Source organism: Serratia marcescens, from assembly GCF_006715005.1.
GTDB classification, from domain to species: domain Bacteria; phylum Pseudomonadota; class Gammaproteobacteria; order Enterobacterales; family Enterobacteriaceae; genus Serratia; species Serratia montpellierensis.
The window spans coordinates 2,591,613-2,618,337 of the sequence record NZ_VFMJ01000001.1 but is presented as its reverse complement, the minus strand read 5'-3'; the positions used below and the strand labels follow the sequence as shown (position 1 = coordinate 2,618,337).

General features: G+C 57.7%; 25 protein-coding genes and 1 tRNA gene. 12 read left to right on the top strand and 14 right to left on the bottom strand.

The genetic code is table 11. The features are described from left to right. The first annotated feature begins 77 nt into the window (after positions 1 to 77). From rlmKL to rmf, 6 genes are all read left to right on the top strand, one after another. Positions 78 to 2,204 (top strand): bifunctional 23S rRNA (guanine(2069)-N(7))-methyltransferase RlmK/23S rRNA (guanine(2445)-N(2))-methyltransferase RlmL, encoded by a 2,127-nt coding sequence (rlmKL, locus tag FHU12_RS12685; protein ID WP_141969718.1) that lies wholly within the window; start codon positions 78 to 80, stop codon positions 2,202 to 2,204. Between the two features lie 5 nt (positions 2,205 to 2,209). Beyond that, positions 2,210 to 4,114, top strand: a complete 1,905-nt coding sequence (locus FHU12_RS12680) for an ABC transporter ATP-binding protein (protein WP_060421706.1) — start codon at positions 2,210 to 2,212, stop codon at positions 4,112 to 4,114. Between the two features lie 73 nt (positions 4,115 to 4,187). Further along, positions 4,188 to 5,504 carry a membrane integrity-associated transporter subunit PqiA gene (gene pqiA / locus FHU12_RS12675; protein WP_141969716.1) on the top strand — a complete coding sequence of 439 codons (1,317 nt, stop codon included), beginning with the start codon at positions 4,188 to 4,190 and terminating at the stop codon, positions 5,502 to 5,504. Then, positions 5,491 to 7,137, top strand: coding sequence for an intermembrane transport protein PqiB (gene pqiB, locus FHU12_RS12670; RefSeq protein ID WP_141969714.1), 1,647 nt, complete (start codon positions 5,491 to 5,493; stop codon positions 7,135 to 7,137). Before pqiA ends, pqiB begins: the two co-directional genes overlap by 14 nt. Further along, positions 7,134 to 7,694: a membrane integrity-associated transporter subunit PqiC gene (pqiC, locus tag FHU12_RS12665; RefSeq protein ID WP_107227729.1), complete on the top strand. Its 561-nt coding sequence runs from the start codon at positions 7,134 to 7,136 to the stop codon at positions 7,692 to 7,694. The genes pqiB and pqiC overlap by 4 nt, the downstream gene beginning before the upstream one ends. Positions 7,695 to 7,964: 270 nt before the next feature. Continuing rightward, the gene (gene rmf, locus FHU12_RS12660; protein ID WP_004928150.1) at positions 7,965 to 8,135 is read left to right on the top strand and encodes a ribosome modulation factor; all 171 of its coding nucleotides are present in this window, start codon (positions 7,965 to 7,967) and stop codon (positions 8,133 to 8,135) included. Between the two features lie 64 nt (positions 8,136 to 8,199). On the opposite strand, the gene fabF is transcribed toward rmf, so the two are convergent. The 4 genes from fabF to FHU12_RS12640 form a co-directional block, all read right to left on the bottom strand. Next, entirely contained in the window at positions 8,200 to 9,477 is a 1,278-nt protein-coding gene (gene fabF, locus FHU12_RS12655; protein WP_141969712.1) for a beta-ketoacyl-ACP synthase II, read from the bottom strand. Beyond that, the gene (locus tag FHU12_RS12650) at positions 9,474 to 10,001 is read right to left on the bottom strand and encodes a winged helix-turn-helix transcriptional regulator (protein WP_141969710.1); all 528 of its coding nucleotides are present in this window, start codon (positions 9,999 to 10,001) and stop codon (positions 9,474 to 9,476) included. Before FHU12_RS12650 ends, fabF begins: the two co-directional genes overlap by 4 nt. 326 nt (positions 10,002 to 10,327) lie before the next feature. After that, on the bottom strand, positions 10,328 to 10,846 hold the full coding sequence (fabA, locus tag FHU12_RS12645) for a bifunctional 3-hydroxydecanoyl-ACP dehydratase/trans-2-decenoyl-ACP isomerase (protein WP_019454507.1): 519 nt from the start codon (positions 10,844 to 10,846) through the stop codon (positions 10,328 to 10,330). A gap of 68 nt (positions 10,847 to 10,914) precedes the next feature. After that, entirely contained in the window at positions 10,915 to 12,663 is a 1,749-nt protein-coding gene (locus FHU12_RS12640; protein ID WP_141969708.1) for an AAA family ATPase, read from the bottom strand. Between the two features lie 210 nt (positions 12,664 to 12,873). Here FHU12_RS12640 and matP point away from each other — a divergent pair, with 210 nt between their 5' ends. Then, on the top strand, positions 12,874 to 13,332 hold the full coding sequence (gene matP / locus FHU12_RS12635) for a macrodomain Ter protein MatP (RefSeq protein WP_019454505.1): 459 nt from the start codon (positions 12,874 to 12,876) through the stop codon (positions 13,330 to 13,332). A 100-nt stretch (positions 13,333 to 13,432) separates the two neighbouring features. Here the strand turns inward: matP and ompA are convergent, their stop codons facing one another. Both ompA and sulA read right to left on the bottom strand, forming a co-directional pair. Then, positions 13,433 to 14,518: a porin OmpA gene (gene ompA, locus FHU12_RS12630; protein WP_141969706.1), complete on the bottom strand. Its 1,086-nt coding sequence runs from the start codon at positions 14,516 to 14,518 to the stop codon at positions 13,433 to 13,435. 356 nt (positions 14,519 to 14,874) lie between these two features. After that, positions 14,875 to 15,381 (bottom strand): SOS-induced cell division inhibitor SulA, encoded by a 507-nt coding sequence (sulA, locus tag FHU12_RS12625; RefSeq protein WP_047727899.1) that lies wholly within the window; start codon positions 15,379 to 15,381, stop codon positions 14,875 to 14,877. 228 nt (positions 15,382 to 15,609) lie between these two features. Here sulA and FHU12_RS12620 point away from each other — a divergent pair, with 228 nt between their 5' ends. After that, positions 15,610 to 16,266, top strand: coding sequence for a TfoX/Sxy family DNA transformation protein (locus FHU12_RS12620; RefSeq protein ID WP_141969704.1), 657 nt, complete (start codon positions 15,610 to 15,612; stop codon positions 16,264 to 16,266). 4 nt (positions 16,267 to 16,270) lie between these two features. On the opposite strand, the gene yccS is transcribed toward FHU12_RS12620, so the two are convergent. Continuing rightward, positions 16,271 to 18,406, bottom strand: coding sequence for a YccS family putative transporter (gene yccS, locus FHU12_RS12615; RefSeq protein ID WP_141969702.1), 2,136 nt, complete (start codon positions 18,404 to 18,406; stop codon positions 16,271 to 16,273). 26 nt (positions 18,407 to 18,432) lie between these two features. After that, entirely contained in the window at positions 18,433 to 18,885 is a 453-nt protein-coding gene (locus tag FHU12_RS12610; protein ID WP_004928120.1) for a YccF domain-containing protein, read from the bottom strand. 166 nt (positions 18,886 to 19,051) lie between these two features. Here FHU12_RS12610 and helD point away from each other — a divergent pair, with 166 nt between their 5' ends. Next, a complete protein-coding gene (helD, locus tag FHU12_RS12605; RefSeq protein WP_141969700.1) occupies positions 19,052 to 21,106 on the top strand; it encodes a DNA helicase IV in 2,055 nt (684 codons plus the stop codon). 33 nt (positions 21,107 to 21,139) lie between these two features. Here helD and FHU12_RS12600 read toward each other — a convergent pair whose 3' ends face one another. Both FHU12_RS12600 and FHU12_RS12595 read right to left on the bottom strand, forming a co-directional pair. Then, entirely contained in the window at positions 21,140 to 21,598 is a 459-nt protein-coding gene (locus FHU12_RS12600) for a methylglyoxal synthase (protein ID WP_015377363.1), read from the bottom strand. 122 nt (positions 21,599 to 21,720) lie between these two features. Next, the gene (locus FHU12_RS12595; protein ID WP_141972977.1) at positions 21,721 to 22,386 is read right to left on the bottom strand and encodes a DUF2057 family protein; all 666 of its coding nucleotides are present in this window, start codon (positions 22,384 to 22,386) and stop codon (positions 21,721 to 21,723) included. 255 nt (positions 22,387 to 22,641) lie between these two features. On the opposite strand from FHU12_RS12595, the gene FHU12_RS12590 reads away from it, so the two are divergent. Then, the gene (locus FHU12_RS12590) at positions 22,642 to 23,055 is read left to right on the top strand and encodes a CoA-binding protein (protein ID WP_141969699.1); all 414 of its coding nucleotides are present in this window, start codon (positions 22,642 to 22,644) and stop codon (positions 23,053 to 23,055) included. A gap of 57 nt (positions 23,056 to 23,112) precedes the next feature. On the opposite strand, the gene hspQ is transcribed toward FHU12_RS12590, so the two are convergent. Together hspQ and rlmI are read right to left on the bottom strand one after the other, a co-directional pair. Continuing rightward, positions 23,113 to 23,430, bottom strand: coding sequence for a heat shock protein HspQ (gene hspQ / locus FHU12_RS12585; protein WP_033637900.1), 318 nt, complete (start codon positions 23,428 to 23,430; stop codon positions 23,113 to 23,115). A gap of 60 nt (positions 23,431 to 23,490) precedes the next feature. Then, the gene (rlmI, locus tag FHU12_RS12580; RefSeq protein WP_141969696.1) at positions 23,491 to 24,681 is read right to left on the bottom strand and encodes a 23S rRNA (cytosine(1962)-C(5))-methyltransferase RlmI; all 1,191 of its coding nucleotides are present in this window, start codon (positions 24,679 to 24,681) and stop codon (positions 23,491 to 23,493) included. A gap of 93 nt (positions 24,682 to 24,774) precedes the next feature. Here rlmI and yccX point away from each other — a divergent pair, with 93 nt between their 5' ends. Continuing rightward, positions 24,775 to 25,053, top strand: a complete 279-nt coding sequence (gene yccX / locus FHU12_RS12575; protein ID WP_141969694.1) for an acylphosphatase — start codon at positions 24,775 to 24,777, stop codon at positions 25,051 to 25,053. Between the two features lie 34 nt (positions 25,054 to 25,087). On the opposite strand, the gene tusE is transcribed toward yccX, so the two are convergent. Continuing rightward, positions 25,088 to 25,417, bottom strand: a complete 330-nt coding sequence (tusE, locus tag FHU12_RS12570; RefSeq protein ID WP_004928095.1) for a sulfurtransferase TusE — start codon at positions 25,415 to 25,417, stop codon at positions 25,088 to 25,090. 111 nt (positions 25,418 to 25,528) lie between these two features. Further along, entirely contained in the window at positions 25,529 to 26,188 is a 660-nt protein-coding gene (gene yccA, locus FHU12_RS12565; RefSeq protein WP_004928091.1) for an FtsH protease modulator YccA, read from the bottom strand. 229 nt (positions 26,189 to 26,417) lie between these two features. Here yccA and FHU12_RS12560 point away from each other — a divergent pair. After that, positions 26,418 to 26,505: transfer RNA gene (locus tag FHU12_RS12560), tRNA-Ser, on the top strand. Positions 26,506 to 26,725: the final 220 nt, after the last annotated feature.

Sequence of the window (26,725 nt, the reverse complement as noted above, 5' to 3'; positions counted from 1 at the left end):
GAAGGGAGCAACTTTATGACAAGCGGTGCGGATTAGCTATAATGCGCAACAATTTTCTTTTTGGTGATAAGTACGATATGAACTCTCTGTTTGCCAGCACGGCGCGTGGATTGGAAGAACTGTTAAAAAGCGAGCTGGAAGCGCTTGGCGCTCACGACTGCAAAGTGGTGCAGGGTGGGGTACATTTTCAGGGTGACGATCGTCTTCTGTACCAAAGCCTGCTGTGGAGCCGCCTGGCTTCGCGCATTCTGTTGCCGCTGAACGAATTCCGCGTGCACAGCGATCTGGATCTGTACCTTGGGGTGCAGGCGATCGACTGGCCGAGTATTTTTGGCGTGGATAAAACCTTTGCCGTGCATTTCAGCGGCGTGAACGAAGAGATCCGCAACAGCCAATATGGCGCACTGAAGGTGAAAGACGCCATCGTCGACAGCTTCACCCGTAAACTTGACCAACGCCCAACGGTTGCCAAGCAGCAGCCGGATATTCGCGTTAACGTCTTCCTGCAGCGCGATATGGCCAGCGTGGCGCTCGATCTGAGCGGCGAAGGCCTGCACCAGCGCGGCTACCGCGATCTCACCGGCCAGGCGCCGCTGAAGGAAAACCTGGCGGCCGCCATCGTGCTGCGTTCCGGCTGGCAGCCGGGCACGCCGATGCTCGATCCGATGTGCGGCTCCGGCACGCTCTTGATCGAAGCGGCGATGATCGCCGCCGATCGTGCGCCGGGCCTGCACCGCCAACACTGGGGCTTTAGCGCCTGGAACGGCCACAACGCCGAACTGTGGCGTGAAGTCACCACCGAAGCGCAGGTGCGCGCACGCCGCGGCCTGCAGGAAACCGCCTCTCGCTTCTTCGGCTCCGATATCGATCGCCGGGTGATTGAGATGGCGCGCGGCAACGCCCGCCGCGCCGGCGTCGCCGAGCTGATCACCTTCAACGTCGGTGACGTGGCGCGCTTGACCAATCCGCTGCCGGAAGGCCCGCACGGCACCGTGATCAGCAACCCGCCGTACGGTGAGCGTCTGGAAAGCGAACCGGCGCTGATCGCGCTGCACAACATGCTGGGCCGCGTGATGAAAAGCGCCTTCGGCGGCTGGCAGCTTTCGCTGTTCAGCGCCTCGCCGGAGCTGTTGAGCTGTCTGCAGCTGCGCGCCGAGCGCCAGTTCAAGGCGAAGAACGGCCCGCTGGAGTGCGTGCAGAAAAACTATCAGCTGGCGGCGAACCCGGCCGGTACCGCTACCGGCGGCGTGCAGGTGGCGGAAGATTTCGCCAACCGTCTGCGCAAGAACTTGAAGAAGCTCGACAAGTGGGCGAAACAGCAGGGCATTGAATGCTACCGCCTGTACGATGCCGATCTGCCAGAATACAACGTCGCGGTGGACCGCTACGGCAGCAAGGTGGTGGTGCAGGAGTATGCGCCGCCGAAAACCGTCGATGCGCAAAAAGCGCGTCAGCGCCTGTTCGATGTGATCAACGCGACGCTGGCGGTGCTGGAATTACCGTCGAATCAGCTGATCCTGAAAACGCGCGAGCGGCAGAAGGGCAAAAACCAGTACGAGAAACTGGCGCAGAAAGGCGAGTTCCTGCTGGTGGAAGAGTATAACGCCAAGCTGTGGGTCAATCTGACCGACTATCTCGATACCGGCCTGTTCCTCGATCACCGCATCGCGCGCCGTATGCTGGGCGAGATGAGCAACGGCAAGGACTTCCTCAACCTGTTCGCCTATACCGGCACCGCCAGCGTGCACGCCGGGCTGGGCGGCGCGCGCAGCACCACCACGGTGGACATGTCGCGTACCTATCTGGAATGGGCGGAGAAGAACCTGCGCGCCAACGGCCTGACCGGCCGCCAGCACCGGCTGATCCAGGCCGACTGCCTGTCGTGGTTGAGCAACGCCAACGAACAGTTCGACGTGATCTTCATCGATCCGCCGACCTTCTCCAACTCCAAGCGGATGGAGAACACTTTTGACGTGCAGCGCGATCATCTGGCGCTGATGAAAGATTTGAAACGGTTGCTGCGCCGCAACGGAACCATCATGTTCTCGAACAACAAGCGCGGTTTCCAAATGGATATGGCAGGGCTGAGCGCGCTGGGCCTGGAGGCGAAAGAGATCACCGCCAAGACGCTGTCGCAGGACTTTGCCCGTAACCGTCAGATCCACAACTGCTGGCTGGTGACTCACGCCGGCGAAGGAAAATAATTACTATGTCGTTAATCAGCATGTCCGGCGCCTGGCTTTCTTTCAGCGATGCGCCGCTTTTAGACAACACCGAAATTCATATCGAAGACAACGAGCGCGTGTGTCTGGTCGGGCGCAACGGCGCCGGTAAGTCCACGCTGCTGAAGATCCTCGGCAAAGAGATCCCGCTGGACGACGGCCGGGTGATCTACGAACAGGATCTGATCGTGGCGCGCCTGCAACAGGATCCGCCGCGCAATATCGGCGGTAGCGTGTTCGACTTCGTGGCCGAAGGCGTCGCGGAGCAGGCGGAACACCTGAAGGCGTATCATGCGATTTCCCACCTGGTGGAGAGCGATCCGAGCGAGAAAAACCTGGCGCGCATGGCGCAAATCATGGAGATCCTCGACCACCAGGGGCTCTGGCAGCTCGACAGCCGCATCAGCGAAGTGCTGCTGCAGCTGGGGCTGAACGGCGACGCAGAACTTTCCTCGCTGTCCGGCGGCTGGCTGCGTAAAGCGGCGCTGGGCCGCGCGCTGGTGAGCTCGCCGCGCGTGCTGCTGCTCGACGAACCGACCAACCACCTGGATATCGAAACCATCGACTGGCTGGAAGGTTTCCTGAAAGAGTTCGACGGCAGCATCGTCTTCATCTCGCACGACCGTTCGTTTATCCGCAACATGGCGACGCGCATCGTCGATCTGGATCGCGGTAAACTGGTTTCCTGGCCGGGCAACTACGATCTGTATCTGCAGAGCAAAGAAGAAGCGCTGCGGGTGGAAGAGCTGCAAAACGCCGAGTTCGATCGCAAACTGGCGCAGGAAGAGGTCTGGATCCGTCAGGGCATCAAAGCGCGCCGTACCCGTAACGAGGGCCGCGTGCGCGCGCTGAAGGCGCTGCGCGTCGAGCGTTCAGAGCGCCGTGAAGTGATGGGCACCGCCAAGATGCAGGTGGAAGAGGCGACCCGCTCCGGCAAAATCGTATTCGAGCTGGAAGACGTCAATTATCAGGTTGGCGAAAAAGTATTGGTGCGCGGTTTCTCCGCTCAGGTGCAGCGCGGCGACAAGATTGCGCTGGTGGGGCCGAACGGCTGTGGCAAAACCACGCTGCTGAAACTGATGCTCGGTCAGCTGAAAGCCGACAGCGGCCGCGTGCACTGCGGCACCAAACTGGAAGTGGCTTATTTCGACCAGCACCGCGCCGATCTCGATCCGGAGCGCACGGTGATGGACAACCTGGCGGAAGGCAAACAGGAAGTAATGGTCAACGGCCGCCCTCGCCATGTGTTGGGCTACCTGCAGGACTTCCTGTTCCACCCGAAACGTGCGATGACGCCGGTGAAGGCGCTGTCGGGCGGTGAGCGTAACCGCCTGCTGTTGGCTAAGCTGTTTCTGAAACCGAGCAATCTGCTGATCCTCGATGAACCAACCAACGATCTCGACGTCGAAACGCTGGAGTTGCTGGAAGAGCTGATCGACGGCTATCAGGGCACCGTGCTGCTGGTCAGCCACGATCGTCAGTTCGTCGACAACTCGGTGACCGAGTGCTGGATCTTCGAAGGCAATGGCGTGATCAACGCCTTCGTCGGCGGTTACTACGATGCGCATCACCAGCGCGCCACGGCGAAACCGATTCGTCAGGCGGCGCCGAGCGCGAGCAAACCGGCGGCGGAGAAAAAGGCCGAACAGCCGAAGAAAGCGGCGGCGAAGCTGAGTTACAACCTGCTGCGCGAACTGGAACAGTTGCCGCAGCGGCTCGAACAGCTGGAGGCGGAAATCGAAGCGTTGCAGGCGCAAATGAGCGATGCCGACTTCTTCACGCGGCCGCACAGCGAAACGCAACAAGTGCTGACGGCGCTGGCTAACGCCGAGCAGGCGCTCGAGCAGGCCTTCGCCCGTTGGGAAGAGCTGGAAGCGATGAAAAACGGCTGACCGTTGCGATACCGCCCGCGCGCTGCTGCGGGCGGTATCGACGTGCCGGTGAGCAACGTTATTGAGGAGGAATATGGTGTGTTCCCACAACAATCATCAGCAGCATAGTCATTCCGCACCTTCGGCGGAGCAGCAGGATAACCTGATGCTGTGCCCGCAATGCGACATGCTGGTGGCGCTACCGCCGCTGGCCTATGGCAGCAAAGCGGTATGCCCGCGCTGCAAAACCACGCTCAGCGCCCGCTGGGACGAACCGCGCAAGCGGCCGATCGGTTACGCGCTCAGTGCCTTGTTCATGCTGGTGCTGGCCAACATTTTCCCGTTTATCAATATGCGTGTCGCCGGTCTCGGCAATGAAATCCGGCTGATTCAAATCCCGGAAGTCATGGTGGCGGAAGACTACGCCAGCATGGCCACGCTGTTTATGGTGTTCGTGCAGCTGATCCCGGCGTTTTGCATGCTGGCGATCATTCTGCTGTGCGCCAAAGTGCGCTTGCCGCTGGGGCTCAAAGAGTGGATGGCCCGGGTGCTGTTCCAGTTCAAAACCTGGTGCATGGTGGAAATTTTCCTCGCCGGGGTGCTGGTCAGCTTCGTCAAGCTGATGGCTTATGGCGATATCGGTATCGGCAGCAGCTTCGTGCCTTATTGCCTGTTCTGCCTGCTGCAGGTGCGCGCTTTTCAATGCGTGGATCGGCGCTGGCTGTGGCAGGACATCGAACCGGCGCCGCGTCTCGATCGCCCGCTGACGGTGGGGCGCACCGGCATGCGACAGGGCGTGCGCTCCTGCGCCTGCTGCACGGCGATCTTGCCGGCTAACCAGGTGCGCTGCCCGCGCTGCCACACCAACGGCTACGTGCGTCGCCGCCACAGCTTGCAATGGACGCTGGCGCTGCTGGTGACCTCCATCATGCTGTATATCCCGGCCAACCTGATGCCCATCATGGTGACCGAGGCGCTGGGTAACAAAATGAACTCCACCATCATGGCGGGGGTGATCCTGCTGTGGGGGGACGGCTCTTATCCGGTGGCGATGGTGATTTTCATCGCCAGTATCATGGTGCCGTCGCTGAAAATGCTGGCGATCGGCTGGCTGTGCTGGGACGCCAACGGCAGGAAGAAACCGCGCGCCGACAGCGAGCGCATGCACCTGATTTATGAAGTGGTCGAGTTCGTTGGCCGCTGGTCAATGATCGACGTGTTTGTGATCGCCGTATTGTCGGCGCTGGTGCGAATGGGGCAGTTGATGAGCATTTACCCCGCGACGGGCGCCGTGCTGTTCGCGCTGGTGGTGATCCTCACCATGTTCGCCGCCATGACATTTGATCCCCGGCTGACCTGGGATCGCGCAAGTGAAACAATCAACAAGGAGCCGCAAGGTGACGGAAAATAATCATAGCGTCGCAGACGTTGAGAAGATCAAACGCTGGTCGCCGGTGTGGATCATTCCCATCGTGACCGCGCTGATCGGCGCCTGGATCCTGTTTTACCACTTCAGCCATCAGGGGCCGGTGGTGACGCTGGTCACCACGACGGCGGAGGGGCTGGAAGCGGGTAAAACCAAAATCAAAAGCCGCAGTGTAGACGTCGGCGTGGTGGAAACCGTCACGCTGAGCGATGATCTGAGCAAGGTGATGGTGCAGGCGCGCCTCAATTCCGGCATGGAGAAATTGCTGCGTCAGGACTCCGCCTTCTGGGTGGTGAAGCCGCAGATCGGCCGTGAAGGCGTTTCCGGGCTGGGGACGCTGCTCTCCGGCGCCTATATCGAACTGCAGCCCGGTAGCAAGGGCAAAGACGGCAAAGACAACTATCAGTTGCTCGACGCGCCGCCGCTGGCTTCCCCGGATGCCAAAGGGCTGCGCATCGTGCTGGACAGCGAGAAATCGGGCCAGCTCAACGCCGGCGATCCGGTGCTGTTCCGCGGCTATCGCGTCGGGTCGGTAGAGACCAGCTACTTCGATCCGAAAGAACGCGCCATGCGCTATCAGCTGTTCATTACCGCGCCTTACGACCAGTTGGTCACCACCAACGTACGCTTCTGGAAAGACAGCGGCGTGGCGTTCGACATGTCGGCGCAAGGGATGCGGGTTGAAATGGGGTCGCTGACTACCTTGTTCAGCGGCGGCGTCAGCTTCGACGTACCGGACGGCTGGGATCGCGGCGAACTGGCGAAAGAGAAGGCGGAGTACCAGCTGTTCGACAACCAGCGCAGCACGCAGGATTCGCTGTATACCGTGCATAAGGACTACCTGCTGTTCTTCTCTGATTCGGTACGCGGCCTGCAGCCGGGCGCGCCGGTCGAGTTCCGCGGCATCCGCCTGGGCACGGTAGCGCAGGTGCCGTTCTATAAAGACGGCATGGCACAGCGTCTGGATAACGATTACCGCATTCCGGTGCTGATCCGCATCGAGCCGGATCGCTTCCAGAAACAGCTGGGCGGCAATTTCGATATCGAAGGGCATTTGAAGGACGCGGAATCGCGCGGTATGCGCGCCTCGATGAAGTCCGCCAACCTGCTGACCGGTTCGCTGTATATCGATCTCGACTTCTACCCGCAGGAGAAACCGTGGAAAGGGCCGCGTGAGCTGTTCGGTTATCCGCTGATGCCGACCACCAGCGGCGGGCTGGCGCAGATCCAGCAGAAACTGATGCAGACGCTGGACAAGATCAACGCGATGCCGATCAATCCGATGATCAACGAGGCGACCAAGACGCTGGCGGAAAGCCAGAAAACCATGAAGTCGACGCAGCAGACCATGAAGTCGTTGAACGACATCATCGCCAGCAAAGAGATGCAGGCGCTGCCGCAGGACATGCAGAAAACGCTGCTGGAGCTGAACCGCAGCATGAAAGGGTTCCAGCCTGGTTCACCGGCTTACAACAAGATGGTGGGCGACATGCAGCGCCTCGACCAGGTGTTGCGTGAGCTGCAGCCGGTGCTGCGCACCCTGAATGAGAAGAGCAACGCGCTGGTGTTTGAAGCCGCCGGCAGCACTGACCCTCAGCCGAAGAAGGCCACGAAATGATGAAATGGATCCCGGTAGCCCTGGCGCTGTTGCTCAGCGCCTGCAGCAGTTCGCCACAGAAGACGTACTATCAGTTGCCGGCGCTGGGTGCGCCGGCCGCGGTCAGCAGCAGCGGCGCCTCCACGCGCCAGCTGTGGCTGGAACACGTGAGCGTGGCGGATTATCTGGCGCAGAGCGGCGTGGTGTATCAAACCAACGACGTACAGTATGTGATAGCCCAGAACAACCTGTGGGCCAGCCCGCTCGACCAACAGCTGCAGCAAACGCTGGTCACCAACCTGAGCAGCGCGCTGCCGGGCTGGGTGGTCTCTTCGCAGCCGATGAGCAGCGATCAGGATGTGCTGAACGTGACTATCAGCGGTTTCCACGGCCGCTTTGACGGCAAGGCGATCGTTCGCGGCGAGTGGGTGTTGAACCGCCAGGGGCGCTTGATCAAACGGCCTTTCAACCTGGAATTGAAACAGGGTGAGGACGGCTATGATGCCCTGGTGCGCACGCTGGCGCAGGGCTGGCAGCAGGAAGCTCAGGCTATCGCAGCACAGATGGGCGGCATTTAGTCATAATTTGGTCTAAAATCGTCTAATCCCTGTCAGCGTGAAAAGTCTTTTTTTCTCCCTGGCAGGGATTCCTTTTTCGTTTCAAACAGTTAAACCCTTTCCCGGCAGATCAGCCACTTAGCACTTTCCTCGGGCGTAGCTCACAAATATGACATTGGCGTGAATTTTGCGCATTGATCTTCTCTTCTTTTAGCGCTATTGATTACTCGTGGCTGCACAAAAAGCAGCCATTGTTTTCTTTCCACCAGACCAAAATGAGGGAAACGAGGCATGAAGAGACAGAAACGCGATCGTCTGGAAAGGGCGCATTCGAGAGGGTATCAGGCAGGTATTTTAGGGCGTTCCAGGGAACATTGTCCCTACCAATCATCAGTGGACGCCCGGTCTCAATGGCTGGGAGGTTGGCGAGAAGCCATGGAAGACAGGGCTGTGACCGCTTAAGCGGCTCCCTGTCAAATAAAAGGAATAACCTCCGCCCTTTGGCGGAGGTTTTTGTTTCAGGCGTTTATTTATCCTGCCAGCGTTTCAGCAAAATACTCGCATTCACGCCGCCAAAGCCGAAGCCGTTTGATAAGGCGTAGGTCATGTTCATCGATTCCGCCTGTTTCGCGACCAGATGCAAGCCTGCCGCCGCCGGATCGGGATTATCCAGATTTAGCGTTGCAGGGGCTATCTGATCGCGCAGAGCCAAGGCGGTAAAGATGGTTTCCAACCCGCCGGCGGCGCCCAGCAGGTGCCCGGTCGCTGATTTCGTCGAGGTCACGGCGACAGTCCCGGCGGTGCCAAACAGGTGTTTGATGGCGTTGATTTCGCCCAAATCGCCTACGGGTGTCGAGGTTGCGTGCGCGTTTAAATGTTGAACTTCCTCGGGGGCGACGTTCGCCTGCTTCAACGCAATTTTCATCGCCCGATAGGCGCCATTGCCGTCTTCAGCGCCGGATGTCATGTGGTAGGCGTCGGCGCTGGTACCATAGCCGACGATTTCCGCGAGCGGTGTGGCGCCGCGCGCCAGCGCGTGTTCCAGCGTTTCAATCACCAGCATGCCGGCGCCTTCTCCCATGACAAATCCGTCCCGGGCGCTGTCGAAAGGCCGAGAGGCCTGTCGCGCCAATTCGGCCGGTGCGGTGGACATGGCGCGTGCAGCGGCGAAGCCGCCCAGGCTGACGGTATCTATGGCGGACTCGGTACCGCCGCACAGCGCAATATCGGCCTCATCATTACGGATCAGACGCACCGCGTCGCCAATGGCCTGCACGCCGGCCGCACAGGCGGTGACCGGTGCACCAATCGGGCCTTTGAAGCGATGTTTGATTGAAACGTGGCCGGCCGCCAGATTGACCAGGAATGAAGGGATGGTAAACGGCGACAGACGCTTGGCGCCACGGCTGTCAGTGATGCGTACCGCCTGGGCAATCGCCGGGAAACCGCCAATACCTGAGGCAATGACGGTGGCGGTGCGTTCTTGTTTTTCCTCCGTATCGGCTATCCAACCGGCCTGGCGAATGGCTTCATCCGCCGCCGCCATGGCGAACAGGATAAAACGATCCATTTTCTTTTGGTCCTTGGGGGCGACAGAAGCGTCGGGATTGAAGCCCGCTTCAGCATCTTGTGCCAGTTCCGGAACCTGGCCTCCGACTTTGACCGGCAAATCCGCAACGATCTCGTCAGGCAACGCCCGAATGCCTGATTCTCCTTTCAACAAACGTTGCCAGATGGTTTCAACACCGCACCCTAAAGGCGAAACGGCGCCCATGCCGGTAATGACGATACGACGATGACTCATGATGTCTCCTTGGTAGATTCGGGAAAATCAGCGAGACGCCGGCGCCGCATCAGCTCGGCGCGCTGATAGATGCCGTCGCTTGCCGCCGGCCCTGGCGCCAGCGTAATGAACTGTTGCGGCACCGGCTGTTGGGTCTCGCGATTGATTAACTGGACCTGGATCGGTTGATCTGTGCGACTGTCGACCAGCAGCGAGCTAACGGCGCCGTCGGTCAGATGACGGTTACCCCATTGTGAGAGGGCCGCCAGCACGGGGAAAAAATCGTTGCCGCGCTCGGTGAGCAGGTAGTGGTAGCGCACCGGTCGGGTTTGATAGCGTTGCTTATACAGAATGCCATGAGCCACCAGATCCTTCAGCCGTCGGGCCAGCAGCGTGGGCGATATCCCCAAACTTTGTTGGAATTCGTCGAACCGGGAGAGCCCCTGAAAGGCATCGCGCAGGATCAGGATGTTCCATGACTCGCAGACGCGATCCAATGAGCGCGCAACGGGGCAAGGCGCATCGCTAAAGCGGGTCTTTTGCATGCCATTCCTCACTGGGTACACTAACTGTAGTTACCTTTCGAACCATGTTAGGGGATTTTGAGGGGCAAGAGAATAACCGGATGCAAAAAACCCGCTATCGCGCGGGTACCGATATCGAGAGAGTGCGACGTTCAGCCAGTCTGTTGCTTTAACCGCTTCAGGTAAGAATAGGCCAGAGACAGGAAGAAAAAGACGTTTCGATAACGGGCGATTAAAGGAGATGGGGGGCTTGAAGCGCTAAGAGAAAGAAATGCCATCACGTTGAACGTGACGGCATGCGGTGAGCGTTGGAAAAGAAGGCAGTGGCCGACTTCTCGCCAGCGTGATTAGAACGCTGCGGTATCCTTGAACAGGCCCACTTTCAGATCGGTGGCGGTATAGATCACTTCGCCGTCAACCAGCACTTCGCCATCGGCGACGCCCATGATCAGCTTGCGGGTGATGACGCGCTTGAAGTTAATACGATAGGTGACCTTCTTGGCAGTCGGCAGCACCTGGCCGGTGAACTTGACTTCACCGACGCCCAGCGCGCGGCCTTTGCCTTCGCCGCCCAGCCAGCCGAGATAGAAACCGACCAACTGCCACATGGCATCCAGGCCCAGGCAACCAGGCATAACCGGATCGCCGATAAAGTGGCAACCGAAGAACCATAGGTCCGGATTAATATCCAGCTCCGCTTCCACATAACCTTTGTTGTGAGTCCCGCCGTCTTCGGTCATCTTGACCACGCGGTCCATCATCAACATGTTACCTGCCGGCAACGGTGGGCCACCGGCGCCGAACAGCTCGCCACGGCCGGATGCTTCGAGGTCTTCTTTCGTATAGGAATCGCGTTTATCTACCATGTTCTCAGTAAGCCTTATTTTAATGAAGGACGCAGGTTAGCTAACACGTGTACGCTGAACAAGTCCGATCAGCCGTGGTTGAACCAGTTGAGCCAGCGCAGCGGCCACGGACGGCGGCGTTCTTGCAGGCTCACCTGCGCAATCCGTTCCTGTATGGCCGCCAACAAATTCGGCTGTTGTTCGTCAGAGTAGAGGCAACCTGTGAGCAAAGGCAAGGCTTCCGCCGCGCTCTCTACCGCCCACAGATGGAATTGCCCTTCGCGTACCGCGTCAACGACATCCTGACGCAGGCACAGGTGGCGCACGTTGGTCACGGGCAGTACGACGCCCTGTTTGCCCGTCAGGCCGCGGCGTACACAAACTTCGAAGAAACCTTCGACCTTTTCGTTAACGCCGCCTATCGGCTGTACGTTGCCGAATTGGTCGACGGAGCCGGTGACGGCGATCTGTTGTGTGATCGGCTGCTGTGACAGGGCACTGATCAAGGCGCACAGCTCAGCCAGCGAGGCGCTGTCACCATCTACTTCGCCGTAAGATTGTTCAAAGACGATGGAGGCGGAGAAAGGCAACTGCTGATCCAGATCCAGTTCGGCGATCAGGAACGCCTGCATGATCATCATGCCTTTAGCATGCAGGTTGCCGCCCAGTTCGGCTTTGCGCTCGACGTCGGTAAACTCGCCGTCGCCAAGATGCACCACGCAACTGATGCGCGAGGGCTCGCCGAAGCTGCGTGGATGGCCGGGATAGTCCAGGACTGACAGGCCGTTGATCTGCCCGACCACTTCACCCTCGGTCTCAATCAGGATCTGGCCGAGCTCAATCTCATCCTGCATACGCTCGGCCAGATAGCTTTCACGCCATTCGCGGGCATTCAACGCCGCTTCAAACGCCTTGGCGGTAATGCGCTCCTCTTCGGCGTACAGTGCGGCCTCGGACAGCTGCTGGCCAAGCCAAACCGGCGAGAGTGGCAGGACGCCCTGGTCACCGCTATAGCGCACTGCCTGGACGATCAGCGGTAGCCAGGCATCGGCCGCCAACATCGGTAACTGCCGATCGGCGATCACGCCGTTGACGTAGCCGCACCACTGCGCCATATCATCGACTTCGGTCAGTTGCAGATCGTCTTCGTATTCGCCGTAGACCGCTTGTTCGCTCAGCTCCGGCTCGATATCGTGGAAATCGGCCAGGCCGTGACGATCGCCGACCACAATCAGCCTTAGGTCCAACGGCATCGGTGGAATGGTTACCGGCAGCGGGCGGGTTTCGTCTGGCGAAACCCAATGGAACTGACGCTGGCCGATCATCTGCTTCAGCCGCAGCCATAGCAGCGGCTGAGCCAGTAGCGCCCGGGCCGACAGAATAAGAACGCCGCCGTTGGCCTGGTGCACCAGACCTGGCTGCAGGGTAATGTCGCCGTGGTGGATCCGCACGCAGCCAAACAGCTGCTCCGGCTCAATCCACTCCTGGAACAGGCAAGCACCGCCGGCGGCGAAAGGTTCATCGCCACGGCTGGCCGGTTCTACGCTGACCTTGCCATCCTGAATGACATAGTGGCTGCCGCAGCATGCCGTGTCTTTCGTCAGCAGCGGTTTGACGGCGTTAGCAACCAGTTCCAGATACTCTCGCGTTTCTTGCGCTTTCAACAGCATGAAACGCGGTGGCGATTGAGGGTGGCAAAATAGCGTCAGGGCATTTTCCAGCCGAGGCTGAATGGCGGAAAAGGGCACGGGTGCCAACTGAGCGGCGGTATCAAATATCGCCTGATAAGGCGTTACGTCCGGCAATAAAGATTGCCATTCAAGTCGGTTATTGGTCAAAGTGTTAGATGCAATCGTTAAAAAGGGAAAGGGCGATTATACAAGAATAACGGCGGCTTGATACATGTGGAGTGCCAGTTGGCGTCAGGGAGTTTGACATCACGCGATGACTGTGCAAAAAACAGTCTAAAAGACGGCTTAATTGCCGGGGAAATTCGGCGCAAAGCTGTTATGCTTATTTGAAGTTACGCGGTCACTGAAGAGCTCAAGATGAAATATCAGCAACTGGAAAATCTGGAGAGCGGTTGGAAATGGAAGTACCTGGTGAAAAAGCACCGGGAAGGGGAGCTTATTACCCGCTACATTGAAAACAGCGCTGCTCAGGAAGCGGTTAACGAGCTGCTGAAGCTGGAAAATGAGCCGGTAAAGGTACTTGCATGGATTGCCGCTCATATGAATCCGGAACTGGATAACCGGATGAAGCAAACGATCCGCGCCCGCCGCAAACGTCATTTTAACGCAGAACACCAGCATACGCGCAAAAAATCTATCGATCTGGAGTTTTTGGTTTGGCAACGTTTGGCTGCCCTGGCGCGCCGTCGCGGCGTCACGCTGTCGGAAACCGTTGTGCAGCTTATCGAAGATGCCGAACGCAAAGAGAAGTATGCGAATCAGATGTCATCGTTGAAAGAAGACTTGAAGGCGATTCTCGGTAAAGAACCTAAGTAAACAGGGCAGAGCGCCTTAGTTACACATAGTCTTGAATGTTCTGATACCAGCAGGACGAAAAAAACCCCGCAATGCGGGGTTTTTTATTAGGCGAGTAAACTTAGCCCTGAGGCTGAGTTACAACGTCTTTGATACCTTTAACTTCGATCTCTACGCGACGATCTGGTGCCAGGCAGTCGATCTGAGCTTTGGTAGCGCGGCCAGCTTTGTAGCCACAGGTGTTGCCTGTAACTGGATCAGCTTTGCCCATGCCACGTGCAGAGATTTTGTCTGACGGGATGCCTTTGGAGACCAGGTAGTCAACAACGCTTTGTGCACGTTTTTCAGACAGTTTTTGGTTGTACTGAGCAGAACCAACGGCGTCGGTGTAACCCAGAACAACTACGGAACCGTCTTTAGGATCCATGGAGCTCAGCTGGGAGTACAGCTGATCCAGAGCCTGTTGACCTTGTGGCTTCAGAGTTGCTTTGTTGAAGTTGAACAGCACGTCAGACTTCAGAGTGAAACGCTTGGTTTCAACAACTGGAGCCGGAGCTGGAGCTGGAGCAACTGGAGCAACTACATCATCCTGACCGAAGCGGTAAGAAACGCCCAGGCTCAGCATGGTGTTGTCTGGACGCGCGCCAACGGTACCTGCGTCACCGATGTTGCTTACGAACTGGTAGTCCAGGCGGGTAGCCCAGTTTTTGGTCAGTGCGTATTCAACACCAACAGCAGCCAGCGGAGAAACGCCGGTGTCGTGGTTGCTCAGGCGACCAGCGCTGCCGTTGTTGTAGTTAGCTTTGGAATCTGCGCGCCATACCATACCACCCAGACGAGTGTAGATGTCCAGATCGTCAGCAATTGGGTAGCTCAGTTTAGCGGCCAGTTGAACGCCCTGCGCTTTGAAAGCACCGTTGTTCACGCTGCCTTTGTAAGGCATACGGCCGAGCCAGTCATAGCCCAGTTCGAAGCCCAGGTATTGGTTTGCCTGATAGCCCAGGAACGCGCCGGCACCCAGCTGATCTTTGTGGGTTGGGCCGTTGCCGATACCGTTCTGGTAACCGTTACCGTAGAAACCAGTGTCATGGTACTGGGACCAGCCCAGTTTAGCACCGGTGTACCAGGTGTTATCTTTTGGAGCGGCTTGCGCTACGGTAGCGAAACCTGCCAGTGCCACTGCTAATGCGATAGCTGTCTTTTTCATTTTGCGCCTCGTTATCATCCAAATAGGCAATGAGCTTTAAAGCTGTTTAAGCCCTTGGTTAAATTCCTTCGCCAAGGTTTAAGCCCTCGTTTGTTACTCGCCAGTTTTTCTGACGTTATAGAGCAACCTTGGCGATGTAAAGTCTACAACGTGGCGCGAAAGTTACAAGTGTGATGTGATAAGGCTCTAAAAAAAAACGCAGAATCGTACATATTTGCTAACATTCTTAGCCTAAAAAAACGGCGATTCATCGGGCGTTTTTGCTTGGCAAACCGCGGCCGGACTAGCTTTGTGCCTTATCCCGCAAAGGTTCCCTCTACGGGGTGCGAAAATGATGGGAAAAATCCTAAATTTACTTAATGATACAAAGAAGAGTGAATTTTTAGGGTGGAACAGTGTCCGTGAGTCGGGTCAATGTCACGTTGAGGACGCATGATAAATCCGTAGGCATTACCCAATTCTGCCGCACGTCTTAATTTTAGACGATCCTCCTCCGTTAGCTCGGGCAACCAGCCGAGAACCACGCTGTAATTCCCCGTTTGCAGCGCTTTTTCCATTGCCTCAACCGTATTCACCGGGCTGATTTGGCTCAATTGCACCATTTTATCTACCGGCAGGCCAGACTGCTGCAGCCATTGTTTGCTTAGCTTTTGCTGCGGCGTCAGCCACAGAAGCCAGCGAGACTGCTTGCCCAACTGCTGCAGCAGGGGCAACAACAGTTGAGCCACTGCGGGCTGGCGCTCGTTGTAAACAAGTTCACTGATCAAGCCATTCTCTTTGCCGACATTCGTGTTCTTCGCAACGCTGTTCGCGGTAAAAGAGCCATGGCTAAAATGAGGTTGGTAGAGTGATTGAGTACGCATAAAGTTCCCGCCCGTCGTGTTACTGTATGTTTATACAGTATCCCTGATTTCGGATAAGATCAACCCAAATTTTCGTAGCGGCTCGCATAATTGCGATCATTTTTTGTACTGATGTCTTTTGTGATTGGCATGCAGACGGATAGTGCGTATTTTTCTAATTAGTTGTTCACGTTACTTTTTTCATTGATGAGAGAAATAATACGACCGGAACCTAAAAGGAGGAACGCTATGAAAAGGATGTCGACGAGAAGAATCGCGCAGGCTAAAAATTGCTTTGCGGCGCTGGGCGCCATCACCACGCGGTCACAGTTTGGCGGCTATGGGCTGCTGGCTGAGGGGGTGATGTTTGCGGTGATAGCGGAAGGCGAGCTGTATCTGCGGGCTACGGCGAGCATGGAACCGGCCTTTCGCGCTCGGGGCATGGTCAATATGGTCTATTCCAAGCGCGGTGTGCCCATTACTTTGCGCTATTACTGGGTTGACGAGTCTCTGTGGCGGGAACGTAACGAATTGGTGGGACTGGCCTGGCAAGCTGTCAGGGAGGCCCGCCGGGAACAGCGGCTCAAGGCCGGCGACCACGGCAGATTGAAGGCGCTGCCGAATATAGATGTCAATATGGAGCGATTGTTGTGGCGAGCGGGTATCCGCAACGCCTATGACCTGCGGTTGCAGGGCGCAAAACGCAGCTATCTTTGTCTCCTTCAACAGCAGACCAATCTGGGGTTGCGAGTCCTGTTGTCGCTGGGCGGGGCGATCGCCGGGTATCATCAGGCGGCATTACCGGCTGAATTGCATGACGAATTGGTGCGCTGGTTCGACCATATGATGGCGATGCGCCGCCATGGACATGAGCCGGTGATTCAGGGCCCGCCGAGCGGGCCCTGAATTATTAGGCTGTCTTATTGATTTGGGTGTGCAGCGCGGTGAGTTCCGGCAGAAGTTCGAGCACCAGCCCTACCTGCTGCAAAACCAGCTGTTCTTTGCTTTCAGGTTCCGGAACGGCTTGGCGAATGCGCTCCGCCAGCTGTTCCAGCGCCTGTGCAATGCGCAGGCTGTTCTGTTCTTCCTGATGCAGGGCGCCGTCCACGTAACACACGGCATCATTGAGCAGATCGAGCGTGGCTGGGGTGTTCAGCCGCTCGCGGTGCGCACCCAACGCCGAGATATAACTCAGGAGTGTGTGGTTCAGGCAGAGCAGGCGGAAGGCGGCTTCCTGCAGCGCCTTGTCGGCCTTGGGATCGGCGGACATGTTGGAGATGACCGAAGCCAGTTCGGCATCGCTGTTGTGGGCATCTCTCCGCGCAATGCGGTAGGCGAGGCCGTTATCCTTACCCTGGTGGTATTGCACCAGAATGGCGTCCAGATAACGGCAGTTGGCATTCAGCGTTTTATCCACCACCGCCGGCAATTGGCGGAACTGCCAGTCCGGCCAGATAAAGCTGACTGCCGCCCAGGCGATGGCGCAGCCCAGCAAGGTATCGTAAACGCGCGGGGCTGCCACTTCGAATCCTTCACCCAACAGGTTAAAGCACAACAGCACCAGCAGCGTGATGAACATCGTCGCGTGCGCATATTGTACGGTGCGGAAAGCGAAGAACAGAACGCCGGTGATGACGATCAACACCAGCTGTCCTTCCAGTGAAGGCACGAAATAGAGGATTGGCAGGCCGATCAAGATACCGGCCAGGGTGCCGATGATGCGCAATGCCAGGCGTCGGCGGGTAGCATTGTAGTTTGGTTGGCAGACGAACAGGCTGGTCAACAGGATCCAGTAACCGTGCTGCATGCCGGTGAGTTGAATGAAGGCGTAACCCACGCACAGCACCACCGACATGCGGATCGCGTGGCGGAACAGGGCCGACTGAGGCGTCAAATGGCGGCTGATGCGCAGCCGGATATCGCTCCAGCCGGTTAAGCGGTCGTCGGCCAGGCTGTTCTCTTCTGCTTGCCCGCTGGCCAGCGTCTGCTCTGATTCGATATTGGCCAGCTGCGCATCGATCGCATGCAGGTTTTTCAACAGATGCGCCAGCGCTTTGGTCTGCTCATTGTTGCCCTGGGTTTCGGCGATGCGCGCCAGCGCCTCCTGAATGCGGCTGAAAGCCGGTTCAAAGCGCGGGTTGTGCTGGTACTTTTGCCGCAGCAGGATCGATTGCGCCAATTGGCGGCAGGCGCGTGCCTGCATGCTCAGCAAACGCTGGAAGCGGAACAAAATGTCGCTGTGACGAAATTGCCGGCTGAGCGCGTGGTACTGAACGTGGGAAGAACTGGCGCGTTCGTGGATATCCTGCGCGACAAAATAGTAGTGCAAGGTGCGACGGGTGCCGCGCTGGCCGCGATCGCCTTTCAGGCGCGTCAGCAGCGAGGCTTTGGTTTGGTTAAGCAGCGCGACCAACGTGCTGTTGGCCATTGCGACATCCATCCATGGCAGGTCGGCATCGCGCTCGGCATCGGGATCGAACAGATTGGCTTTGGCATCCAGATAGTTGGCCAGCTGATCGTAGCAGCGCGCCAGGTTCTCTTGCAACGGCCGGATAGGGAACAGCAGGTGGCCCGCCAGTGTCAGCAGGTTGTACCACAGTGCGCCGATCACCAACAGCAGCGGTTGCTGATACCAGGCATCGTACATGGAGGTGCCGAGCATGGTATAAACCGCGATCAGCAATGCGCCGAAGGCGATGGTGGCATAACGTTGCCCCAGGGCGCCGAGCAGGATAAACCCGCAGGTCGATGTGGTTAAGCCAAGGGCGAACAACCAGGGATAGGGAAACAGCAGCTCGATTGAAGCCGAGGCGACAAAGAAGCACACCAGCGTGATCAGCAGGTTGCGTAGCCTGCCGGCCAGGCGGTCATCTAAATCAGTCAGGGCCGCCGCCACGACGCCCAGCGTGAGCGGAATGGTCAGCTTGGGAATGCCCAGCCACCAGGGAACGGCGGTGGTGCCGATGAGCGCAATAAGGATGCGCAAGTGATACAGCAGGTTGCTGTTGTAAGTATAACGACGAACTGCGGGTGCAAAAGAGAGCACGAAAAACTCCTCAAACGGAGAAAAAATTAACGCTGATGATAGTGGCGGCGAGCATTCTCAATACGCGCTTGCTGAGCCATTTCTACCGAGACGACGCGGCGCCCCACCGGCCACAGCGCGATGGCGGCAATCTTGAAATTGGCGATGCCCACCGGAATGCCGATGATCGAAACGCACTGCACGATACCGGCAGCGATATGTGATAGGCACAGCCACCAGCCGAACAGCACCAACCAGATAATGTTGAGCAGCGAACCGCCAGCGGAGAGCAGCGCATTGCTTTTTTCCGGGTAGAGTTCATCGACGTGGATTGCCTCGTTGCCGAACGGCACCAGCGACAGTTTGGTGATTTCCCAACAGGAGCGGGTGAGGGGCAGCGTGATGACCAACAATACGCTGAACACCGTGGCGATGAGCCAGCCCAGCGTGGTGAAAAAACCGCCCAACACAAAATTAAGAATATTCAGTACAGTACGCATAGACGTCATTCTGCTCTAATGATGGCCAAACCGCGATGCGGGCGTATTCACGATAAAAACGCAAAATCTATTCTACCCTTTTTTTAGCGCTAGAGTGCCACTGCTTATCGCAGGTAAACTGGCAGATATCCGTTATTTAATCTCAACATAGTCATGGCGCGACGATATGGAACTTAAAGCGACATCGCTGGGGAAACACCTGGCTCAGCACCCTTATAACCGCGTGCGGTTGCTGCACGCCGGCGTTGAGGTGAGCGGGGAAAAACATGAATACCTGATCCCCTTCAATCAATTGATTCAGGTCAGGTGCAAGCGCGGCATCGTCTGGGGCGAGCTGGAATTTGAATTGCCGGACGAAAAAGTGGTGCGGCTACACGGCACCGAATGGCAGGAAACGCAGCGTTTTCATCATTATCTGCAGCAGGCGTGGCAGCAGTGGAGCGCCGAAATGAGCGAGGTCAGCGCCGGCGTGTTGCAACAGCAGGTGGCTCAGATCCAGCGCATAGAGCAGCAAGACAAATGGTTCAAAAAGTCTGAGCTGGGCAAGCTGCAACAGCAAATCCACGAGGCTTTCTCCGCGTTGCCGATGCCGGTTGCGCGTCTGGATGAGTTTGATAACTGCCGGGCCGATTACCATCTGTGTCTGGAATGGCTGCAGCAGGGGCTGCGCAGCGTCGAACAACGCAACCGGCAGTGGACCGAGCGCATGCTGGAGCAACATCACGACTTCTTCCAGACCGTCGAGATCTCACCGCTTAATGACTCTCAGAGCCGTGCGGTGGTCAACGGCGAGGATTCTGTTCTGGTATTGGCGGGGGCCGGCAGCGGCAAAACGTCGGTGCTGGTGGCGCGCGCCGGCTGGCTGCTGCGCCGTCAGGAAGCGGAGCCGGGCCAAATCTTGCTATTGGCGTTCGGCCGTCAGGCTGCGAGTGAGATGAATGATCGCATCAAAGCGCGTTTGGGCGATGTCGGTATTCAGGCCAAGACATTCCATGCATTGGCGCTGCAGATCATTCAACAAGGCAGCCGCAAAGCCCCGGCCATCAGCCGGTTGGAAACCGATGCCAACGCGCGCAAAGCGATGCTGATTACCCATTGGCGCCAACAGTGCGCTGAGAAAAAAGCCCAGGCCAAGGGGTGGCGTCAATGGTTGACCGACGAGCTGGAATGGGAAGTGCCGGAAGGCGATTTTTGGCAGGATCAACGTCTGGCGGATCGGCTGGCGGGCCGCTTGGAACGCTGGCTGGGGCTGATGCGGATGCACGGCGGCAGCCAGGCGGAAATGATTGAGCAGGCGGATGAAGAAATCCGCGATCTGTTTTCAAAACGCATCCGGCTGATGGCACCGCTGTTGAAAGCCTGGAAAAGCGCCTTGAAAGAGGAAGGGGCGGTGGACTTCTCCGGCCTTATTCATCAGGCGGTCAATATTCTCGATAAGGGGCGCTTCGTCAGCCCGTGGAAACATATTCTGGTCGATGAGTTTCAGGATATCTCGCCGCAGCGTGCGCTGTTGCTGGCGGCGCTGCGCCGGCAAAACAAGCAGACCTGCCTGTTTGCGGTGGGGGATGACTGGCAGGCGATTTATCGATTCAGCGGTGCAGAGTTGACGTTAACCACGGCTTTCGCCACCCACTTCGGTGAAGGGGCGCAGTGCGCGCTGGACACCACTTATCGCTTCAATGACCGTATCGGTGAGGTAGCCAACCGGTTTGTGCAGCAGAACCCGCACCAGTTGAAAAAGCCGCTCAACAGCCTGAGCAAGGGCAATAAAAAGTCGGTGGCGATCCTGCCGCACGAGCAGCTGGAGCCCTTGCTGGATAAGCTGAGCGGCTATGCCAAACCGGATGAGCGTATCCTGGTGCTGGCGCGCTACCATCATCTGAAACCGGAGACGCTGGCGAAGGCGGCCACCCGCTGGCCCAAGCTGGATCTGGAATTTATGACCATCCACGCCAGTAAAGGGCAGCAAGCGGAATACGTCATCATTGCTGGTTTGCATGAGGGGCGTGACGGCTTCCCCGCCGTGGCGCGCGAGTCGGTGTTGGAAGAGGTGCTACTGCCGCAGCCGGAGGATTTCCCGGATGCCGAAGAGCGTCGTCTGTTGTATGTCGCGTTGACGCGCGCCAAACATCAGGTATGGCTGTTGCAGGATCGTGAACGCCCTTCGGTGTTCGTCGAACAGCTGCAAGATCTTGGCGTACCGGTGCAGAAAAAACCGTAGGCATCAGGCCTGGCGCCAGCCAGGCCGTGAGGACTATTTCAGGCGGTCTTGCAGGTAGCGCTGATAGTCGGGGATGGCGATCTCCACCTCGCTTTTGAACAGCGGAGAGTCGATCAGAAAGTCCGCGGTCGAGCGGTTGGTGGCCACCGGAATATTCCATACGGTCGCCAGCCGCAGCAGCGCCTTCACGTCCGGATCGTGCGGCACCGCGTTCAGCGGGTCCCAGAAGAAGATCAGCATGTCTATCTTGCCTTCCGCAATCAGTGCGCCAACCTGCTGATCGCCGCCCATCGGGCCACTCAGCATGCTGGTGACCGGAATGCCGCTGGCGCGCTGGATCAGATTACCGGTCGTGCCGGTGGCGTACAGCTGGTGCTGCGCCAGAATGGTCTTGTGGCTTTCTACCCACTCCAACAGGGCCTGTTTGCGGTGATCGTGCGCCACCAGCGCAATGTGTTTGCGCGCGGCGATAGTGCGGGTGGTCAATTCCATCTCGGTGTCCTTCGCTAATCGGGGATGTGCGACAGATTACTGAAACTGTTTTTCACTGCCTAGCGTTTGCGCTTGAAAATGCGAGGAGAAGGCGCCTTTGCGGGGAAAGGCGCCGGAAAGGATCAGCGAACCGGTTGTTTATTGGCCCACCGCAGAAAACGCTTCTGTGTTTCCTTGTCGGCTTGCTGGAACCAATATTGCAGCATCTGCTCCGACACGTTTTCACCCTTCAGCGTGACCGTTGGGGCGTTCAGCGGCGTGCCGGTCAACGAGGGCGTTGAGGGATTACCGGCGTTCGCCTGAACGAAGGCCGCGACGGAGGCGGAGCGATTCTGGCGGTTGTAATCCGTCATCACCTTTTCCAAATCGGCATTGAAGGTGACGCTGTCGGGATGCAGCACATCATGCCGGAACGGCAGGGCGTTGCCGTCTTTATCGACCACCAGATAATTTAACGTTTTGTCAAAGCGTTGCGCATCGCGGTCGTTCTCGATGCGCGGCAGTTCGATCGCCACCTGGCTGATTTTTTGCGTATTGAAGGAGGCAACCAGCGGCAAGGAAGCATAGGCCTGCGTATGCTGGCCGGCGCGGACGTTTTTGGTCACTTTAAACAGCAGCTGGTGCTGTCCGCCATCCAGTTCAAGACTGTCGGCGCCTTTTAACAACGAACCTGTCATTTTCTTGCCGTCGACCACCAGCAGGTCGATGTCCGGGGAGAGTTTCAGGGTCGTAGCCGCGGCAGGCATGCTAATGCTGAGCAACGCCGCAACCACCAGACCAAATTTCATCATTATCTCCTTATAAAGTGACGTAGCTCTAAGTGTTGAACACGGCATAGGTTGTGTCAAAATTTTTCAATCGGGCATTATGTTCACATTTTTACATATTTCATCGCGATTAGACACGACCATGAGCAGCTGAACCGCGACAGCCTATGACCATAAGATTGCGCTGAAGTTTCCCTCGCGTTGCGTTTAGCTGAGCGGATGCCGATCGGTTACACTCGAAGCGGAGAGTGACGGAGTGATAAACGGGAGTTGAAGATGCAAGATCAAGAGATTGTCGAGCTGTTGCAGCAGGTGAAAACTATCGCGCTGGTGGGTGCCAGCGATAACCCGTCGCGGCCCAGCTATGGGGTGATGGCGTATCTGTTGGCGCAAGGGTATCAAGTGATCCCGGTCAGCCCAAAATTGGCGGGGCAGACGCTGCTGGGGCAGCCGGTTTACGCTACGCTGGCCGCTATACCGCAGCCGGTGGATATGGTTGATGTGTTTCGCAATTCGGAGGCGGCTTACGGCGTGGCGCAAGAGGCGATAGCGATCGGCGCCAAGGCGCTGTGGCTGCAGATCGGCGTGATTAACGATCAGGCGGCGGAGCTGGCGCAACAGGCCGGGCTGCGCGTGGTGATGGATCGCTGTCCGAAAATCGACATTCCGCGTTTGGGGCTGGAGCGCTGAATAAAAAGGGCCTGGCGCGATGCCAGGCCCTCTCGGGTTTCTCAGGTCTTGGCGCGGTCAATTGCGCAAGCGTGGCGCCTGTAGCTGGTGACGGATGGATTCCGCCAGTTCATCCAGCGATGGTTGCTCGGGGTGTGCCTCCTGGGCTTCGCTATCCAGCTGTGCTTCCGCCAGATAGGTGTGCACCGGTTGGCCCTCCTCGTCTTCCATCACCACGTGGTACCAAGGGGCGGAACGCAGTTCATCGTTCGCCGCTATTTCGTCAGCTTTGGGTTGTTCCAAAGAGTATTCCGGGTCGATATCGATCACGACACCCAAATACCCCAGCAGTTTATGCCTAACCTGTTGTCCGATACCGAATTTGCTGGCAATCATGATGACCTCCTGAGAAACAATGCCTTACTCATATATGGGGGCAAGGCAGCGCATTTCAAGTTACATCACCCGACAAGCGAATCCTTTCAGATACAGCCCCTCAGGATACGTGGCGATCACCGGGTGATCGGCAGCCTGCCGGAACTGTTCTATAAATTGTACATCACGTCCGGCATCTACAGCGGCATCGGCCAAAATTTTCTGGAACAGGTCGGTCGGCATCAGCCCGGAGCAGGAGAAACTGAGCAGAATGCCACCCGGGTTCAGCAGCTGCAGCGCCAGCATGTTGATGTCTTTGTAGCCACGGCAGGCGCTGGCCAACTGGTTTTTGTTCTCGACGAACTTCGGCGGATCCATGATGATCAGATCGAATTTCTCGCCCTGGGTACGGTAGTTGCGCAGCAGTTGGAACACGTCATCGCGGACGAACTCTGCCTTGATCAGGTCCAGCTTGTTGAGCTCGACGTTTTGTTTGGCGATGTCCAGCGCTGCCTGTGAGGTATCCACGCTGATCACTTGCTCGCAGCCGCCCATCAGAGCGGAAACGGCGAAGGCGCCGGTGTAGGAGAAGCAGTTCAGCACCCTGCGGCCGGCGGAGTAGTTACGTGCCGCCAGGCGGCTGTCGCGCTGATCGAGGTAGAAGCCGGTTTTGTGCCCTTGCTGAATGTCCACCAGCAGTTTCATGCCGTGCTCGGTAATAGGCAGCAGCTCCGGCGGCAGATCGCCCAGCACCGGGCCCTGCGCCAGCGGCAGGCCTTCTTTTTTGCGCACCGCAACGTCGGAGCGATCGTAAATCGAGCATTCCGGGTAGCAATGCTGCAGGGCGGAAAGCAGGGCTGGGCGCTGGTATTCGGCACCGGCGGACAGCAGCTGCAGCACCAGGAAATTCTGGAAGCGATCGATAGTGATGCCCGGCAGGCCGTCGGATTCGCCGGCGATCAGGCGGTACCCATCCAGACCGTCGCGCTGTGCGACCCAATCACGCCAGCTTTGCGCTTGCTGCAGGCGGCGAATGAAGAAATCGATGTTAATCTCTTCATCCTGCTGGAAGGTCCAGACGCGTGCGCGGATCTGCGACTCGGGCGAATAGGCGCCGCGAGCCAGCCATTTGCCTTGGCTGTCGAGAATATCGATGGTTTCACCGGAGAGAGCTTTGCCCTCGACGCGTTGAACGGCGCCGGAGAACACCCAAGGGTGGCGACGGAGTAAGGACTTTTCACGTCCTTTGGCGAGAAACAGGCGTACGGTCATAATTAATAATGCTGCCAGCTAGGATAGAAAGAGTGACATGGCGGTGCAAAAGCACGGCAATGCCATAACGAAAACTGAATTAAGGGGGCGATTATGACACAAGTTTGCATTGCTGCGTATGTGTATGGCGTAGTGCAGGGCGTAGGGTTTCGCTATTCCACCCAGCGCCAGGCCGAGGTGCTGGGGGTGACCGGCTATGCGCGCAACCTTAATGACGGTAGCGTTCAGGTGGTGGCCTGCGGCACACAGGCGCAGGTGGATAGGCTGGTGGAGTGGCTGAAACAGGGCGGCCCGCGCAGCGCGCGCGTCGAACGGGTGCTGGTGGAGCCGCAGGGTGTAGCCGACTACGATGGGTTCGGCATTCGCTATTAAGCGTTCGCCTGCAGCAACGCTGCGGGCAGAGCGATCAGATACATTTTACCGGTTTCGGCAACCCGGCTATCTTGGTGGCTTGTTTGGCCGGCCCTTTCGGGAACAGGCGATACAGATAGCGGCTGTTGCCTTTTTCTTCGCCGTATTTCTGTGCCATTGCTTTGACCAGCATGCGAATAGCCGGTGAGGTATTAAATTCCTGATAGAAGTCGCGCACGAAGCGCACCACTTCCCAGTGTGCTTCGGTGAGCACGATCTCTTCCTGCGCGGCCAACAGCGGCGCCAGGCCCTCATGCCAGTCGGCGCTGTTTTTCAGATAGCCCTGCGCGTCAGTGTCGATAACCTGACCTTCAAACTCCAACATACTGCCTCGATAACGGATAATTCGGAACGGCCGCCAGTTTAGCAAATTTTTTCGGCCGCAAAAAACAAAGCCCCGCCGGAGCGGGGCCTGGAAGGCAAGCGTAACGTGCGATCAGTTGCTGCGGGCGAAGCCCAGAATGCTCAACAGGCTGATGAACATGTTGTAGAGCGACACGTACAGGCTAACGGTGGCGCGAATGTAGTTGGTTTCGCCGCCGTGAATGATGTTACTGGTTTCCCACAGGATCGCGCCGGCGGAGAACAGGATGAACAGCGCGCTGATAGCCAGGTGCAGGGCAGGGATCTGCAGGAACAGGTTGGCGATCACCGCCACCAGCAGCACCACAAAACCTGCCATCATCATGCCGGACAGGAACGACATGTCTTTACGGGTGGTCAGCACATACGCCGAGCAGCAGAAGAACACGGCTGCGGTGCCGCCCAGCGCCAGCATGATCAGGTCGCCCGCACCGGCGTTCAGGAACGAGCTGAGGATTGGGCCGAGGGCGTATCCCATGAAACCGGTCAGCGCGAACGCCGCCAGAATACCCGCCGGGCTGTTGGCCAGTTTATGGGTCAGGAACATCAGGCCATAGAAACCGACCAGCATCAGCAACAAACCCGGCGCCGGCAGCCCCAGCATCGTGCTGGCGGTGGCGGTCAGGGCTGAGAAGGCCAGGGTCAGGGATAACAGGAAATAGGTGTTGCGCAGGACTTTATGCGTGCTGAGCAGCGAGTCGCGCGAAGAAGATGAGACGACAATGCGGTCCATAATGCTCTCTCTTATCAAGCCATCACAAAATAATCCCGATAATAGGCAGCGCAAGCGGTTGATTAAAGTTTGTTTACCAATCTTTACCCTTAGTTATCATTACGGCAACAGAGGGGGGAAGAGGTGTGCGTTTGTTCGCCGCTTGCTGCGCCTTCGCTGATTTTTCGCGCGGTTGAACGCGCCCGGGCTTTACAAGCGCATGCGGTCTGTTTATAGTGCGCGTCGTTGCGGAGGGGTGGCCGAGTGGCTGAAGGCAACGGTCTTGAAAACCGTCGACGGGAAACCGTTCCAGAGTTCGAATCTCTGCTCCTCCGCCATATATTTTGACCCCGTGCTCTTTGAGCACGGGGTTTTTTGCTTTTGCGTGCGAAGAAACCGAGGCGTTTCTGCAGGAAACGCGATCGGCTATTGATAAGGGCTACGCATCGGTGAGATTATGCGGTCATCAAGGTTGGCTGCTCGGGTGCCTGCTGTGGTCAGGCGTGACCGGCGCGATAATTAACGCCGCCTTACCTATTTTCGCTTAATGCTCTATGG